Origin of the sequence: Pseudomonas sp. REP124 (assembly GCF_020164475.1) — a bacterium.
Classification (GTDB): domain Bacteria; phylum Pseudomonadota; class Gammaproteobacteria; order Pseudomonadales; family Pseudomonadaceae; genus Aquipseudomonas.
The window spans coordinates 1-13581 of the sequence record NZ_JAIQWX010000156.1; the positions used below are offsets into that span (position 1 = coordinate 1).

The 13581-nt window shown below is 59.9% G+C and carries 12 protein-coding genes and 1 pseudogene; 9 read left to right on the top strand and 4 right to left on the bottom strand.

Annotated features, from left to right (window positions below):
• Window positions 1-51: 51 nt before the first annotated feature.
• Together K9857_RS25725 and K9857_RS25730 are read right to left on the bottom strand one after the other, a co-directional pair.
• Complete coding sequence (locus tag K9857_RS25725) at window positions 52-690, bottom strand: TetR/AcrR family transcriptional regulator (protein ID WP_224540622.1); 639 nt, start codon at window positions 688-690, stop codon at window positions 52-54.
• A 244-nt stretch (window positions 691-934) separates the two neighbouring features.
• A complete protein-coding gene (locus tag K9857_RS25730) occupies window positions 935-2311 on the bottom strand; it encodes a glutamine synthetase family protein (protein ID WP_175379679.1) in 1377 nt (458 codons plus the stop codon).
• A gap of 278 nt (window positions 2312-2589) precedes the next feature.
• Between K9857_RS25730 and K9857_RS25735 the strand changes: the two genes are divergently transcribed.
• The 4 genes from K9857_RS25735 (at window position 2590) to K9857_RS25750 (ending at window position 7072) form a co-directional block, all read left to right on the top strand.
• Complete coding sequence (locus K9857_RS25735; protein WP_224540624.1) at window positions 2590-2913, top strand: gamma-glutamyl-gamma-aminobutyrate hydrolase family protein; 324 nt, start codon at window positions 2590-2592, stop codon at window positions 2911-2913.
• Between the two features lie 91 nt (window positions 2914-3004).
• Window positions 3005-4363 (top strand): glutamine synthetase family protein, encoded by a 1359-nt coding sequence (locus K9857_RS25740; protein WP_224540626.1) that lies wholly within the window; start codon window positions 3005-3007, stop codon window positions 4361-4363.
• 59 nt (window positions 4364-4422) lie between these two features.
• Window positions 4423-5787 (top strand): aspartate aminotransferase family protein, encoded by a 1365-nt coding sequence (locus tag K9857_RS25745; protein WP_224540629.1) that lies wholly within the window; start codon window positions 4423-4425, stop codon window positions 5785-5787.
• A gap of 172 nt (window positions 5788-5959) precedes the next feature.
• Window positions 5960-7072 (top strand): polyamine ABC transporter substrate-binding protein, encoded by a 1113-nt coding sequence (locus K9857_RS25750; protein ID WP_224540631.1) that lies wholly within the window; start codon window positions 5960-5962, stop codon window positions 7070-7072.
• A gap of 9 nt (window positions 7073-7081) precedes the next feature.
• Here K9857_RS25750 and K9857_RS25755 read toward each other — a convergent pair.
• A pseudogene (locus K9857_RS25755) lies at window positions 7082-7162 on the bottom strand (outer membrane lipoprotein carrier protein LolA); the annotation flags it as partial.
• A 150-nt stretch (window positions 7163-7312) separates the two neighbouring features.
• Between K9857_RS25755 and K9857_RS25760 the strand changes: the two are divergent.
• The 4 genes from K9857_RS25760 to K9857_RS25775 all read left to right on the top strand — a co-directional run bounded on the left by K9857_RS25760 (window position 7313) and on the right by K9857_RS25775 (window position 11427).
• A complete protein-coding gene (locus K9857_RS25760; RefSeq protein ID WP_318011776.1) occupies window positions 7313-8410 on the top strand; it encodes a polyamine ABC transporter substrate-binding protein in 1098 nt (365 codons plus the stop codon).
• A gap of 70 nt (window positions 8411-8480) precedes the next feature.
• Window positions 8481-9623: an ABC transporter ATP-binding protein gene (locus K9857_RS25765; RefSeq protein WP_224540633.1), complete on the top strand. Its 1143-nt coding sequence runs from the start codon at window positions 8481-8483 to the stop codon at window positions 9621-9623.
• Window positions 9620-10540 carry an ABC transporter permease subunit gene (locus tag K9857_RS25770; protein ID WP_263488081.1) on the top strand — a complete coding sequence of 307 codons (921 nt, stop codon included), beginning with the start codon at window positions 9620-9622 and terminating at the stop codon, window positions 10538-10540. The genes K9857_RS25765 and K9857_RS25770 overlap by 4 nt, the downstream gene beginning before the upstream one ends.
• Window positions 10537-11427: an ABC transporter permease subunit gene (locus tag K9857_RS25775; RefSeq protein ID WP_224540636.1), complete on the top strand. Its 891-nt coding sequence runs from the start codon at window positions 10537-10539 to the stop codon at window positions 11425-11427. Before K9857_RS25770 ends, K9857_RS25775 begins: the two co-directional genes overlap by 4 nt.
• A gap of 148 nt (window positions 11428-11575) precedes the next feature.
• Here the strand turns inward: K9857_RS25775 and K9857_RS25780 are convergent, their stop codons facing one another.
• Window positions 11576-12217 (bottom strand): HD domain-containing protein, encoded by a 642-nt coding sequence (locus K9857_RS25780; RefSeq protein WP_224540637.1) that lies wholly within the window; start codon window positions 12215-12217, stop codon window positions 11576-11578.
• A gap of 339 nt (window positions 12218-12556) precedes the next feature.
• Here K9857_RS25780 and K9857_RS25785 point away from each other — a divergent pair, with 339 nt between their 5' ends.
• On the top strand, window positions 12557-13522 hold the full coding sequence (locus K9857_RS25785; protein ID WP_224540639.1) for a GlxA family transcriptional regulator: 966 nt from the start codon (window positions 12557-12559) through the stop codon (window positions 13520-13522).
• Window positions 13523-13581 lie beyond the last annotated feature (59 nt).

A 13581-nucleotide genomic window follows, 5' to 3' on the forward strand; every position in this document is an offset into this window, starting at 1 on the left:
CCTGTGGGAGCGGGCTTGCTCGCGAAGAGGCCAGAGAGGCTGGCGAAGATCTCAGGCCAGACCGCCGCGCTTTGGCAGGTAAGGCGGCAAATACAGCCCCAGATACGCATCGAACACCCGCATCCCTTCCTCGGCCATGCGCGGGGTGATTTGCCCGTGCTGTTGCACCGAGCGCGCGTACACCCGGTCTCCCAGCTCCATGGCGAGCGCAAACACATCCACATCATCCGGTAGCTTCGGCAATTCGAAGTGATGGTCGAACAACTTGTGCATCAGGTCGCCCAGTTCGATGTCGTGCTGACGGTCGGCCTGGGTGACTTCGGTGAGGCCGTGCTGGGCGAGGATCAACTGGCGGGCGGCGGCGTCGGCGCCGTAGATGGCCAGCATGCGTTGCTCCACCAGGCGCGAAAGGTCACGCCAGCTGTTGAGCGTGGCGTGGTCGATGGGGGCTTGCAGACAGGCGCGGAAGGCGGCGTGGACATCGGCGGTCAGCGCTTCGAGCAGGGCCGGGACGCTGGCGAAGAAGTGGTAGACCGAGGAGGGCGGGATCTGCGCGCGCTCGGCGACACTGTAGATCGACAGACTGGCCACACCCTCGGCCGCCAGCAGCGTGCGCGCCGCATCGAGAATCGAATCGATCCGGGCCTGGCTGGCTGCGCGGGGTTTGCGGGGGCTGGCTACGCGTGTCATTGGAGTCTCCTGCGGGGCAGCGGGCATTGTACGAGCAGGCTTCTGTGTTGTCTTGCAGGCCGCCTTCGCGAGCAAGCCCGCTCCCACATTAGATCGCCGGTGAACACCAAATCTTCATTCAACACCGATCCAATGTGGGAGCGGGCTTGCTCGCGAAGCAGGCGCCTCGGTCCCACTGAAAGAACCCCAAAAAAAAACGCCGCAGGCTATGAGGCCGGCGGCGTTCGATTTTCAGTACAACCACTTAAACGGTATGCAGATACCAGTTGTACTCAAGGTCGGAGATGGAGTGTTCGAACTCCTCCAGCTCACTCTCCTTGCACGCGACGAAGATGTCGATGTACTTCGGATCGATGTACTTGGCCATGACCTCGCTGTCGTCCAGCTCGCGCAGTGCATCGCGCAGGTTGTTCGGCAGGCTCTGCTCGTTCTGCTCGTAGCTGTTGCCTTCGGTCGGTGCCGGTGGCTCGACCTTGTTGGTCAGGCCGTGGTGCACGCCCGCCAGGACCGAAGCCATCAGCAGGTACGGGTTGGCGTCGGCGCCGGCAACACGGTGTTCCAGGCGCACTGCGTCGGCGGAGCCGGTCGGTACGCGCAGGGCCACGGTGCGGTTGTCCAGACCCCAGCTTGGCGAGTTCGGCACATAGAACTGCGCGCCGAAACGACGGTACGAGTTCACGTTCGGGCAGAGGAAAGCCATCTGAGCTGGCAGGGTCTCGAGCACACCGCCGATCGCGTGACGCAGCGCGGCGTTCTGCTCGGGATCCTCGCTGGCAAAAATGTTTTTGCCATCTTTGTCGAGCACCGAGATGTGGACGTGCAGACCATTACCCGCCTGGCCTGGATACGGCTTGGCCATGAAGGTGGTGTCCATTTCATGGTCGTAGGCGATGTTCTTGATCAGACGCTTGAGCAATACCGCGTAGTCGCAGGCCTTGATCGGGTCGGCCACGTGGTGCAGGTTCACTTCGAACTGCGCCGGGGCACTTTCCTTGACGATGGCGTCGGCCGGGATGCCTTGCTCTTTGGCGCCTTCAAGAATGTCTTGCAGGCAGTCGACGTATTCGTCGAGGTCGTCGATCAGGTAGACCTGGGTCGAGTGCGGGCGTTTGCCGGAGATTGGCGAGCGAGGCGGCTGTGGACGACCGTTCACGTTCTCCTGGTCGATCAGGTAGAACTCCAGTTCGAACGCGGCGCAGATGGTCAGGCCCAGCTCGTCGAACTTGGCCACGACCTGGCGCAGGACTTCCCGCGGGTCGGCGAAGAAAGGGTCACCTTCGAGTTCGTGCATGGTCATCAACAGTTGCGCGGTCGGGCGCTTCTGCCATGGCTCGTTGCACAGGGTATCGGGGATTGGATAGCAGATTCGGTCAGCATCACCGATGTCCAGGCCCAGGCCGGTGCTTTCCACCGTAGAGCCGTTGATATCCAGAGCAAAAAGAGAGGCCGGCAGGTTGATGCCTTTCTCGTAAACCTTGTGGAGGCTGGTGCGTTCGATGCGCTTGCCGCGCACCACACCATTCATATCCGCAATCAGAAGGTCAACGTACAGAACCTCAGGATGTTCCTTAAGGAACGCGTTCGCTTCGTTGAGCTGAACGGCACGCGGGGGTACCGACATGATGCAACACCTTTGTTGTTAAAAATATCAATCATTGATCTTTTCGGATTCCAGTCAACCCGAACGGCATGCCGAAGTCAAGCTGGGCCTTTTTTGCCCTCTAAAAGGGCTCGTGTGGCTTTTTTGGGGCACTTTGGGGCGTTTTTATGCCCTCTGACGCTATGGCTCCCGCAGGCTTGAGCGGGCCGTGTTGTATTTTTTACGGGGGTGTTGTGTAAAAAAATGAACAAGGCTAAGCTCGGATCAAACCCATAACAGCAATAATACCGGGGTGCTTCATGTCTCGCCTGTCGATAATCGGCGTCGCCGCCTGCTCTGAGCAGAACGGTCTGCATGCTTATCACATCCATGGCGACCTTCTGGTCGGCCCCGAAGCTTTCGCAGCTGCGGGCAAGTCGGCAATCCTCGCCTCCCCGGCGAATGGGCCATCCCCGTCCGTTATTCTGGACGGCCTCGATGGCACACCCATTACGGTTACTCCATTCAATATAGAACCGATTCACAATGGCGGCTCGGCCTTCGTGCAGAGTGGCGCTCTCGATTCTGCACGTCATGAGTTTGCAGGGGCTTTATTTAGGGGCTTTCCTCAAATAGCCCAATAGCTTGTGCTAGATAGATATTCCAACGCGACGCCGATGCGTCAAACATCGCCTGACACCCAAGTGCCAGGAAACTCAAAGCCTAGAGGCATTTATGAGTAACAACCTCGACCAGCTCACCGATTGGTTGAAAAGCCACAAGATCACAGAAGTCGAATGCATGATCGGCGACTTGACCGGGATCACCCGGGGCAAGATCTCGCCGACCAACAAGTTCATCGCCGAAAAAGGCATGCGTCTGCCCGAGAGCGTTTTGTTGCAAACCGTGACCGGCGATTACGTCGAAGACGACATCTATTACGAACTGCTCGACCCGGCCGACATCGACATGATCTGCCGTCCCGACCAGAACGCGGTGTTCCTCGTGCCGTGGGCCATCGAGCCGACCGCCCAGGTGATCCACGACACCTACGACAAGCAGGGCAACCCGATCGAGCTGTCGCCGCGCAACGTGCTCAAGAAGGTCCTCAAACTCTATGCCGACAAGGGCTGGCAGCCGATCGTGGCGCCGGAAATGGAGTTCTACCTGACCAAGCGCAGCGACGACCCGGACTATCCGCTGCAACCGCCGATCGGCCGTTCCGGGCGCCCGGAAATCGGTCGCCAGTCGTTCTCCATCGAGGCGGCGAACGAATTCGACCCGCTGTTCGAGGACGTCTACGACTGGTGCGAACTGCAGGAGCTGGACCTCGACACGCTGATCCACGAGGACGGCACGGCGCAGATGGAAATCAACTTCCGTCACGGCGATGCCTTGTCCCTGGCCGACCAGATCCTGGTGTTCAAGCGCACCATGCGCGAAGCCGCGCTCAAGCATGACGTGGCGGCCACCTTCATGGCCAAGCCTATGACCGGCGAGCCTGGCAGTGCCATGCACTTGCACCAGAGCATCATCGACATCGAGACCGGCAAGAACATCTTCTCCAGCGAAGACGGGACCATGAGCCAGCTGTTCCTGCACCACATCGGTGGCCTGCAGAAACTGATCCCTGAGCTGTTGCCGCTGTTCGCGCCCAACGTCAACTCGTTCCGCCGCTTCCTGCCGGATACCTCGGCACCGGTAAACGTGGAGTGGGGCGAAGAGAACCGCACCGTTGGCCTGCGGGTTCCGGATGCGGGGCCGCAAAACCGTCGGGTGGAAAACCGCCTGCCGGGCGCCGATGCCAACCCATACCTTGCAATCGCTGCCAGCCTGTTGTGCGGCTACATCGGCATGGTCGAGGGCTTGAATCCGAGCGCGCCGGTGGTGGGCCGCGGTTATGAGCGCCGCAACCTGCGCTTGCCGCTGACTATCGAAGACGCGCTGGAGCGCATGGAAAACAGCGCCACCATCGAGAAATACCTGGGCAAGAACTTCATCACTGGCTACGTCGCGGTCAAGCGAGCCGAGCATGAAAACTTCAAGCGCGTCATCAGTTCCTGGGAGCGGGAGTTCCTGCTGTTCGCCGTCTGATGCGCCGGGCGCTGCCGCTGTCGGGCAGCGCTTTCACCTGGATTTTTTAGGAGATTCGTATGACCAGCAACAACCCGCAAACCCGTGAGTGGCAAGCCCTGAGCAACGATCACCACCTGGCCCCGTTCAGCGATTTCAAGCAGCTGAAAGAGAAGGGTCCGCGGATCATCACCAATGCCAAGGGCGTTTACCTGTGGGACAGCGAGGGCAACAAGATCCTCGACGGCATGGCCGGCCTTTGGTGCGTGGCGGTCGGCTACGGTCGCGATGAATTGGCCGAAGCTGCCAACAAGCAAATGCGCGAACTGCCGTACTACAACCTGTTCTTCCAGACCGCTCACCCGCCAGCGCTGGAGCTGGCCAAGGCCATCGCCGATATCGCGCCAGAGGGCATGAACCACGTGTTCTTCACTGGTTCCGGTTCCGAAGGCAACGACACCATGCTGCGCATGGTTCGCCATTACTGGGCGATCAAGGGTCAGCCGAACAAGAAAGTCATCATCAGCCGCAAGAACGGCTATCACGGTTCCACCGTGGCCGGCGCCAGCCTGGGCGGCATGACCTACATGCACGAGCAGGGCGATCTGCCGATCCCGGGCATCGTCCACATTGCCCAGCCTTACTGGTTCACCGAAGGCGGCGACATGACCCCGGAAGAGTTCGGGATCTGGGCGGCCAACCAGCTGGAAGAGAAGATTCTGGAAGTCGGCGTCGACAACGTCGGGGCCTTCATTGCCGAGCCGATCCAGGGTGCCGGCGGCGTGATCATTCCGCCAGAGACCTACTGGCCGCGCATCAAGGAAATCCTCGCCAAGTACGACATCCTGTTCGTGGCGGACGAGGTGATCTGCGGTTTCGGCCGTACCGGCGAGTGGTTCGGCAGCGATTTCTACGACCTCAAGCCCGACATGATGACCATCGCCAAAGGCCTGACCTCCGGCTACATCCCGATGGGTGGCCTGATCGTTCGCGATGAAGTGGTGGCAGTGCTCAACGAAGGCGGCGATTTCAACCACGGTTTCACCTACTCCGGGCACCCGGTGGCGGCAGCGGTGGCGCTGGAAAACATCCGCATCATGCGCGACGAGAAGATTGTCGAGCGCGTACACAGCGAAATGGCACCGTATTTGCAGAAACGTTTGCGTGAACTGAACGATCACCCACTGGTGGGCGAAGTTCGCGGGGTGGGTCTGTTGGGGGCCATCGAACTGGTGCAGGACAAGGCCACGCGCAAGCGTTACGAAGGAAAGGGCGTGGGCATGATCTGCCGCCAGTTCTGCTTCGACAACGGCCTGATCATGCGCGCCGTGGGCGACACCATGATCATCGCGCCACCGCTGGTGATCACCCCTGCGGAGATCGATGAGCTGGTGACCAAGGCGCGCAAGTGCCTGGACCTGACCCTGAGTGCTTTGCAGGGCTAAGTGCTAGGCTCTGAGCGCAAGACATGAAACTTTCGCTCGGGGCATCCTTAAACGGCGGCCTTTCCTTGAAAGACCGCCGTGGATCTTGCCAGACTAGCCGCGGTTCCAGTTGTCCGGTTTCGGCCGCTGAACAAAGTGGTTCAAAAAAAGAAAAAATTTGGAGCATCAACGCATGAAGGCATTAGGAAAAAAGCTTGCTGGCAAGACTCTCCTCGCCATGTCCCTGATGGGCATTATGGCGAGTGCGGCCCAGGCAGACGACAAGGTACTGCACGTCTATAACTGGTCCGACTACATCGCTCCGGACACCATCAAGAAGTTTGAAGACGAGTCGGGCATCAAAGTTGTCTACGACGTCTTCGACAGTAACGAAACCCTGGAAGCCAAGTTGCTGGCAGGCAAGTCCGGCTACGACATCGTCGTACCGTCGAACAACTTCCTGGCCAAACAGATCAAGGCCGGCGTTTACCAGAAGCTGGACAAGTCCAAGCTGCCTAACTGGAAGAACCTGAACACCGATCTGCTCAAGGCCGTATCGGTCAGCGACCCGGGCAACGAACACGCCTTCCCTTACATGTGGGGTTCGATCGGCATCGGCTACAACGCTGAGAAGGTCAAGGCTGCACTGGGCCCGGACGCTCCGGTGGATTCCTGGGACCTGATCTTCAAGCCTGAAAACGCCGCCAAGCTGAAGTCCTGCGGCATCAGCCTGCTGGATTCGCCAACCGAGATGATTCCGGTGGCGCTGCACTACCTGGGCCTGCCAACCGACAGCCAGAAGAAAGAAGACATCGACAAGGCTGAAGCGCTGATCATGAAGGTCCGTCCTTCGATCGCCTACTTCCACTCTTCCAAGTACATCTCGGACCTTGCCAACGGCAACATCTGCGTCGCCGTGGGTTACTCGGGTGACATCTACCAGGCCAAGTCCCGCGCCGCCGAAGCCGGTGACAAGGTGAAGGTCAGCTACAACATTCCGAAAGAAGGTGCAGGCAGCTTCTACGACATGGTCGCCATCCCTAAAGATGCCGAAAACGTCGAAGGCGCCTACAAGTTCATGACCTTCCTGCAGAAGCCGGAAATCATGGCTGAAATCACCAACGCCGTACGCTTCCCGAACGGTAACGCTGCCGCCACTGCTCTGGTTGATAAAGACATCACCAGCGACCCGGGCATCTACCCGCCGGCGGACGTGCTGGCCAAGCTGTACGCGATTGCTGACCTGCCGGCGGCGACCCAGCGGATCCTGACTCGCAGCTGGACCAAGATCAAATCCGGTAAGTAAGCGCTAACCCACTGTAGGAGCGAGCATGCTCGCGAAGAAAGTCGCAGCGCCATGGGGTGTCAGGCATCCCGCGTTATCGTTGACGACCATCGCGAGCGTGCTCGCTCCTACAGGGGATTTTCATAATGTTTGCTGGAACGGTTTTTCGAGGGTAAGTTGCGCGCCGGTTTGTTGCCAGACAGTCCTGACTGTCATGTAACGCGGGGCAACTTGGGCCCAACTCATTTAGAGGACCTCCACTTGCCTATTTCTTCTTTGTTGCGCAATGCCATGCTGCTCGGCGCCGGACTGACGCTTGCCGCCAGTGTCCAGGCCGCCGGTACCGTGCATATTTATAACTGGTCCGATTACATCGGCGAGACCACCCTGGCGGACTTCCAGAAAGAGACCGGCATCAAGCCGGTCTACGACGTGTTCGACTCCAACGAAACCCTGGAAGGCAAGTTGCTGGCCGGGCGCACCGGCTACGACGTGGTCGTGCCGTCCAACCATTTCCTGGGCAAGCAGATCAAGGCCGGGGCTTTCCAGAAGCTCGACAAGTCGCTGCTGCCCAACTACAAAAATCTCGACCCGGTGCTGCTCAAGCGTCTGGAGCAGAACGATCCGGGTAACCAGTACGCCGTGCCGTACCTGTGGGGCACCAACGGCATCGGTTACAACGTCGAGAAGGTCAAGGCTGTGCTGGGCGTCGACAAGATCGATTCCTGGGCTGTGGTCTTCGAACCGGAGAACATCAAGAAGCTTCAGAGTTGCGGCGTGTCCTTCCTCGACTCCGCCGATGAAATGATGCCCACGGTCCTCAACTACATGGGCCTGGACCCCAACAGCACCAACCCCGAAGACTACAAGAAGGCCGAAGCCAAGCTGCTGGCGGTTCGTCCTTACGTAACCTACTTCCACTCCTCCAAATACATCGGCGACCTGGCTAACGGCGATATCTGCGTGGCCGTCGGTTTCTCCGGCGACTTCATCCAGGCCAAGACCCGTGCCGAGGAAGCGAAGAAGGGCGTGGATATCGCCTACTCGATTCCAAAGGAAGGCGGCGCACTGTGGTTCGACATGCTGGCGATTCCAAAGGACTCGGCCAACGTCAAAGAGGCACACGCGTTCATCAACTATTTGCTCAAACCTGAAGTGATCGCCCAAGTCAGCGATTACGTCGGTTACGCCAACCCGAATCCGGCGTCGGACAAACTGATGGAACAGTCCATTCGCACCGATGAATCGGTTTATCCACCCCAGGCGGTGCTCGACAAGACTTACGTGTCCATCGAGCTGCCCCCGAACATTCAGCGTTTGATGACCCGCAGCTGGACCAAGGTCAAGTCGGGTAAATAGCTTCAAGGCTCAAACTATCCAGGGTTCGTTCAACTTGAGCGAACTTCAAATTTTGTTGGGAGTTTCGCAAATGGCAGTTGCCTCCGGCGCCTATAAGAAAGCCCTCGAGGGCGACCAGTCACCCAAGCAGGTGCTGGTCAAAATCGACCGGGTCACGAAGAAGTTCGACGAGACGGTTGCCGTGGACGATGTGTCCCTGGAAATCAAGAAGGGCGAGATCTTCGCCCTGCTCGGCGGTTCGGGATCGGGCAAATCCACCCTGCTGCGCATGCTCGCCGGTTTCGAGCGACCGACCGAAGGACGGATCTTCCTCGACGGCGTAGACATCACCGACATGCCGCCCTACGAGCGGCCGATCAACATGATGTTCCAATCCTACGCGCTGTTCCCGCACATGACCGTGGCGCAGAATATCGCCTTCGGCCTCAAGCAGGACAAGCTGCCGGCCGCCGAGATCGATGCCCGCGTGGCCGACATGCTCAAGCTGGTGCAGATGACCCAGTACGCCAAGCGCAAGCCGCATCAACTGTCCGGTGGTCAACGTCAGCGTGTGGCCCTGGCCCGTTCCCTGGCCAAGCGTCCGAAGCTTTTGCTGCTCGACGAGCCGATGGGCGCACTGGACAAAAAACTGCGTTCGCAGATGCAACTGGAGCTGGTGGAGATCATCGAGCGCGTGGGCGTGACCTGCGTGATGGTGACCCACGACCAGGAAGAGGCCATGACCATGGCCGAACGCATCGCGATCATGCATTTGGGCTGGATTGCCCAGATCGGCAGCCCGATCGACATCTACGAAACCCCGACCAGCCGCCTGGTCTGCGAATTCATCGGCAACGTCAACATCTTCGACGGTGAAGTGATCGACGATGCCGAAGGTCACGCGACCATCACCTGCAAGGACCTGGACCGCCAGATCTATGTGGGCCACGGCATCAGCACTTCGGTGCAGGACAAGTCCGTGACCTACGCGATTCGTCCGGAAAAACTGCTGGTCACGCCAACCATGCCGACCTGCGAATACAACTGGTCCAGCGGCAAGGTCCACGACATCGCCTACCTGGGCGGGCACTCGGTGTTCTATGTTGAGCTGCCGAGCGGCAAGATCGTCCAGTCCTTCGTCGCCAACGCCGAACGCCGTGGCGCACGTCCGACCTGGGGTGACCAGGTTTACGTGTGGTGGGAAGACGACAGCGGCGTGGTACTTCGCTCATGAACATGCGCAAATTCAAACGTCGCCTCAATCGAATAATTCCCGGTGGCCGTCAACTGGTCATCGGGGTCCCTTTCGTCTGGCTGTTCCTGTTCTTCATGCTGCCGTTCTTCATCGTTCTGAAGATCAGCTTCGCCGAAGCCGACGTGGCCATTCCGCCGTACACCGAGATCTACAGTTACGCCGAGCAGAAGCTGCAAGTGCTGCTCAACCTGGGCAACTACGCGATGCTCGCCGGCGACGAGCTGTACATCTCTGCCTACCTCGGCTCGTTGAAGATGGCGCTGATCAGCACCATCCTCTGCCTGGTGATCGGCTATCCGATGGCCTATGCCATCGCCAGTGCCCGTAAAGAAGTGCAAACGGTGCTGGTGCTGCTGATCATGATGCCGACCTGGACCGCGATCCTGATCCGCGTGTATGCGTGGATGGGCATCCTCAGCAACAACGGTCTGCTCAACGGTTTCCTGATGAGCATGGGCCTGATCAGCGAACCGCTGCAGATCCTCAACACCAACCTGGCGGTTTATATCGGCGTGGTGTATTCGTACCTGCCGTTCATGATCCTGCCGCTGTACGCCAACCTGGTGAAGCATGATCAGAGTCTGCTCGAAGCCGCATCGGACCTGGGCTCGAGCACCTTCAACAGCTTCTGGAAGATCACTATCCCGCTGTCGAAAAACGGCATCATCGCCGGCTGCATGCTGGTGTTCATCCCGGTGGTGGGTGAGTTCGTGATCCCTGAACTGCTCGGCGGCCCGGAAACCCTGATGATCGGTAAAGTGCTCTGGCAAGAGTTCTTCAACAACCGTGACTGGCCGGTGGCGTCCGCCCTGGCGGTGGTGATGCTGGCGATCCTGATCGTGCCGATCATCCTGTTCAACCGCAGTCAGGCCAAGGAAATGGAGGGTAAAGAATGAAGCGCTTCCGTTTCTCGAGTTTCATGCTGGTCGTGGGTCTGCTGTTCATCTACCTGCCGATGCTGATTCTGGTGATCTACTCGTTCAACGCCTCCAAACTGGTGACGGTGTGGGGCGGCTGGTCGATCAAGTGGTACGTCGGCCTGATGGATAACACGCAGCTGATGGGCTCGGTAGTGCGCTCGCTGGAAATCGCCTGCTACACGGCGATTGCAGCGGTCGCGCTGGGTACGCTCGCCGCGTTCGTGCTGACGCGCATCACCCGCTTCAAGGGCCGCACGCTGTTCGGTGGCCTGGTTACTGCGCCGTTGGTTATGCCTGAGGTGATCACCGGTCTGTCGCTGTTGCTGCTGTTCGTGGCGATGGCGCAGATGATCGGCTGGCCGCAGGAACGCGGCATCGTGACCATCTGGATCGCTCACACGACGTTCTGTGCGGCGTATGTGGCGGTGGTGGTGTCGGCGCGCTTGCGTGAGCTGGACCTGTCCATCGAAGAGGCGGCCATGGATCTGGGTGCGAAGCCGTGGAAGGTGTTCTTCCTGATCACCATCCCGATGATCGCGCCATCGCTGGCGGCGGGCGGCATGATGTCTTTCGCCCTGTCGCTGGATGACCTGGTGTTGGCCAGCTTCGTCTCGGGCCCGGGTTCCACGACCCTGCCGATGGAAGTGTTCTCGGCGGTACGTCTGGGCGTGAAGCCGGAGATCAACGCCGTGGCCAGCCTGATTCTGTTGGCGGTATCGCTGATGACCTTCCTGGTCTGGTTCTTCGGCCGCCGCGCCGAAGAAGCGCGCAAGCGTGCGATCCAGCAAGCCATCGAAGAAGGCGCTGCCGAGTCCTGGAAACAGCCGGACGTGCGTCGTTCGCAAGCGCCGGAAGCGGCGTAAGGGACTGGCCTCGATCCTGAAGTCAAACTCGATCCAATGTGGGAGCGGGCTTGCTCGCGAATGCGGTGGGTCAGTCAACAAAGATGTCGACTGACACTCCCTCTTCGCGAGCAAGCCCGCTCCCACAGTTGTTTTGTGTTGATCCAGATCAGGAAACCCAAGGCGAATTGCGGATGACCTCGACGAAGTTCATCGGCTTGAACCCAGGCTCCTGATCCACCAGTACATCGGTCTTCACGTTGCCGAACGTGGTCTGCGGACGATGGCGCAAGCCGCCGGCGAAGGCGCAGATGATGCATTCCTTGAAGCCTTCACCCCGTGGATGCGCATGCACCACCGCTTCGCGCTGCACGGTGGAAAACGCCGCGTAGTCCATGCCCAGCACGTCCATCTCGACACCGGCGGTCACCAGCGCCACGGTCGGGCGCAGGTGCTGCGGCACGCCTGGGGTGGTGTGCAGGGCAATCGACAGCCACACCTGCTCGATATCGTCATCGCTGAAACCGTAAGGCTTGAGGAACGCTGCCGCGGCGTTGGCGCCATCGACTTCGAAGCGTTCGGTGTCAGTGCGATAGCCTTCCACCAGGCCGATGTCATGGAACATCGCCCCGATGTACAGCAGCTCCGGGTTGTAGGCCAGCTGCTTGCGTTCACCGCTCAGCGCGCCGAACAGAAACACCCGGCGGGAGTGGTGGTAGAGCAGGTCGGATTCGATATCGCGGATGTATTCGGTGGCGGCTTTGGCCAGGGCGCTGTCAGGGATTTTGATACCGGCAATGGTGGTGCTCATGGGGGCTTCCTCGGGGTGAAACGCCGTGGCGGCGCTGAGGAATCCAGTGTGTTCGCGCACCCAAAACCGGACAATCGATCCATGGCTGCGATCCTTGCCAATGAACAGCGATATCGCGCCAGCCTCGCTTGTTGCCCCCGGATTGGCTAACTTTGACACCGTACCTGTAGCAGCTGCCGAAGGCTGCGTCCGGCCGCGAAGCAGTCGTAAAACCATTCACATACGTTTTACCTGAGACGCTGCGGTGCCTGATTTATCGACTGCTCCGCAGCCGGACGCAGCCTTCGGCAGCTGCTACAGGTGTGGGGTGTTTCCAGAGCCATCGAGGGTGATTCAAGCATGCACAAAACCGTCGCCATCGTCGTCTTCGCCGGCGTCCAGTCGCTGGACGTCACCGGCCCCATGGATGTGTTTTCCGAGGCCAACCGGTTCCTGGCGCCCGAGGATCACTATCGGCTGGAGGTGATCGGCGTCGAGCATGGCGCGATGGCCTGCTCCAACGGCCTGGCCCTGAACGCTCACCGGCATTTCAGCGAGGCGACGCAAGACTACGACTTGCTGCTGGTCGCCGGCGGACCGCAATTGCCGTTCATGGATTTCGGTGCAACCTTCGATGCCTGGCTTCGCGACGCCTGCGGGCGGGCGTCGCGCTTCGGTTCGATCTGCAACGGCGCCTTCATGCTCGCCCGCGCGGGGCTGCTGGAAGGCCGGACCGTAACGACCCACTGGGATGACGCCGCGATGCTGGCGACGCTCTGCCCGTCGACCAAGGTGGAAGCCGATCGCCTGTACGCCCAGGATGGCGAGCTCTATACCTCGGCCGGGGTCACGGCGGGGATCGACCTGTCGTTGTACCTGCTGGGCCGCGATCATGGTCCTGACGTGGCGCTGAGCGTGGCCAAGCGGCTGGTGGTGTTCACCCAGCGTTCGGGCGGCCAGTCGCAATTCAGCCCTTTCCTCACGCCCCACGCCGAACCGACCTCAGCGGTGGCGATGGTCCAGCAGTACGTGCTGGCCAACCTCACCGGAGACCTGACCATCGCCGACCTCGCCAACGCCGCCAACATGAGCGCGCGCAACTTTTCCCGAGTGTTCGCCAAGGAGGCAAAAATCACTCCTGCCGAGTTCGTCGAGCGGGCGAGGGTGGATGCGGCGCGGGTGTTCCTGGAAAGCACCAATGCACCGCTCAAGACCGTGGCGTATCAGTGTGGGTTTCGTGATGCGCAGCATATGCGCAGTGTGTTCAATCGCAGGCTGGGGGTGACGCCGCAGCAGTTCAGGCAGAATTTTGCGGCGGTGGTTTGAGCCCGTATCTCTAGCGTCTGTTCGGGCACTCTTCGCGGGCAAGCCTCGCTCCTACAGGT